At 70.5% G+C, this 2797-nt stretch carries 1 protein-coding gene; it reads left to right on the forward strand.

The features are described from left to right. A partial coding sequence (locus sphsw_RS14780; protein WP_052380962.1) for an insulinase family protein occupies positions 1-2797 on the forward strand: 2797 nt, incomplete at both ends.

Here is a 2797-nt window from a genome sequence, read left to right on the forward strand (position 1 = left end):
CGGCCAATCGGGGACGCGGCCCGCGTCCCGCGCCAAGCCGCCCGCGGCGGCACCTGCGGCACCCGTCCAGCCGCAGACCGTGGCGATGCCCGGCGAGGCGCCGACGCTGCCGGGGCTGCCCGGAATCGACACCACCGCGTGGCTGTACAAGGGCAGCGATCTCACCCGCGACCCTGAGTGGAAGTTCGGCACGCTGCCCAACGGGCTGCGCTTTGCCGTGCGCAAGAACGGCGTCCCGCCGGGCCAGGTGTCGGTCCGCGTCCGCGTCGACGCCGGGTCGCTCAACGAGAGCGATGCCGAGCGCGGCTATGCACATTTCATCGAGCATCTGTCGTTCCGCGGCTCGAAATACGTCCCCGACGGCGAGGCCAAGCGCGTCTGGCAGCGGTTCGGCGCGACGTTCGGATCGGACACCAATGCGCAGACCACGCCCGTCTCGACGACCTACAAGCTCGACCTGCCCTCGGCGAGCGAGGCGGGGCTCGACGACAGCCTGAAGATCCTGTCGGGGATGATGGAGCAGCCGGTGCTGACCGATGCGACGGTCACCGCTGAGCGCCCGGTGGTGCTCGCCGAACAGCGCGAGCAGCCCGGACCCCAGGTGCGGATCGGCGATGCGATCCGATCGACCTTCTTCGCCGGCCAGCCGCTCGCGGACCGGTCGCCGATCGGCAGCATCAAGACGCTCGAGGCGGCGACCGGCGCGAGCATCAAGGCGTTCCACGATCGCTGGTACCGGCCCGAGAACACCGTCGTCATCATTTCGGGCGACATGGACCCGGCGCTGTTCGGACGGCTGATCGTCAAGAACTTCGCCGACTGGAAGCCGGTCGGCGCGTTCACCGCGGCGCCCGATTTCGGCAAGCCCGATCCCGCCGCCCCCGCCGCACAGGCGATCGCCGAGCCGTCGCTGCCCGCGGTCGTCACGCTCGGCGTGGTCCGGCCCTGGGTGTACAAGGACGACACCGCGATCATGAACCAGACGCGGCTGGTCGACGTGCTGGCAACGCGGCTGATCAGCCGGCGGCTCGAGACGCGCGCGCGCGCCGGTGGCAGCTATCTCCAGGCGGGGGTGTCGATCGACGACGTGTCGCGGTCGGCGAACCTGACCAGCGTCAACATCGTGCCGATCGGGACCGACTGGGAAGCGGCGCTGAAGGACGTACGCGCGGTGATCGCCGACGCGCAGACCAACGCGCCAAGCCAGGCCGAGGTCGACCGCGAATATGCCGATTTCGACACGATCATGCGCACCCAGGTCGAGACCGCACGGGTCGAGGCAGGCGCGCGCCAGGCCGACGACATGGTCGGGGCGCTCGACATCCGCGAGACGGTCGCGGGGCCCGAGACATCGTACAAGATCCTGCAGGACGCCAAGGCGAAGGGCATGTTCACCCCCGCCACGCTGCTCGCGGCGTCGAAGCGGATCTTCGAGGGGAGCGCGACGCGCGTGCTGGTCAACACGATCACGCCTGATCCGGCGGCGCCGGCCAAGCTCGAGACCGCGCTGAAGGCCGATGTCTCGGGTCTCGCGGGGCTGCGTCGCCAGCAGAATGCGGTGACGTTCGCGGCGCTGCCGCCGCTCGGCAAGCCCGGCGTCGTGGCGTCGCGCGAAAAGATCGCCGCGTTCGACATGGAGCAGGTGACCTATGCCAATGGCACCCGCCTGCTGCTGTTCCCCAATACGGGCGAGACCGGCCGCGTCTATGTCCGCGTCCGGTTCGGGCGCGGTTACAGCGCGATCCCGGCGAACAAGCCGAGTCCGGCCTGGGCGGGCGACCTCGCGCTGGTCGCTGGCGGGATCGGCAAGCTCGACCAGGGCGATCTCGATCAGCTGACCGCCGGGCGTCGCATCGGCCTCGACTTCGGGATCGACGACGATGCGTTCACGCTGGGCGCGCTGACCTCGCCTGCGGATTATGCCGACCAGCTGACGCTGATGGCCGCCAAGCTCGCCTTCCCGGCATGGGACGCAGCCCCGGTCGCGCGCGCGCGGGTCGCGGCGCTGGCGGCGTTCGCGGGCTATGAATCGTCGCCCGACGGCGTGCTGTCGCGCGATCTGGAGAAGCTGTTGCGCGCGGGCGATCCGCGCTGGGGCACGCCGTCGCGCGAGTCGGTCGAGGCGCTCAACGCCAAGGACTTCCGCAAGTTCTGGGAGCCGCTGCTCAAGACCGGGCCGATCGAGGTGTCGGTGTTCGGCGACGTGAAGAGCGAGGAGGCGATCGCCGCGGTCGCCAAGAGCTTCGGTGCGATCGCCGCGCGCTCCGCGTCGACCGCGGTGGCGGCGCTGGTGCGCTTCCCCGCGCATGTCGCGACCCCGGTGATGCGCACGCATACCGGCCCGCAGAACCAGGCGGCGGCGGTCATCGCCTGGCCGACCGGCGGCGGGATCGAGGCGATCACCGAGAGCCGTCGCCTCGACGTGCTCGCGCAGGTGTTCGCCGACCGGCTGTTCGAGCGGCTTCGCCAGGCGGCGGGCGCGAGCTACAGCCCGAACGTTCAGAGCCAGTGGCCGACCGGGATGAACAGCGGCGGTCGCCTCGTCGCGATCGGCCAGGTCGCGCCGGAAAAGGTCGCGTTCTTCTTCGAGACCGCGCGCAAGATCGCCGCCGAGCTGGTCTCGACGCCGATCGCGGATGACGAGCTGCAGCGGATCAAGCGGCCGATGGGGCAGTACATCATGCGCGCCTCGACCGGGAACCAGTTCTGGATGCAGCAGCTCGGCGGGGCGACCTATGACCCGCGGCGGATCGACGCGACCAAGCGGATCGCCGAGGATCTGGTGTCGACGACGCCC

Source organism: Sphingomonas sp. FUKUSWIS1 (genome assembly GCF_000733135.1).
Taxonomy (GTDB): Bacteria; Pseudomonadota; Alphaproteobacteria; order Sphingomonadales; family Sphingomonadaceae; genus Sphingomonas; species Sphingomonas aerolata.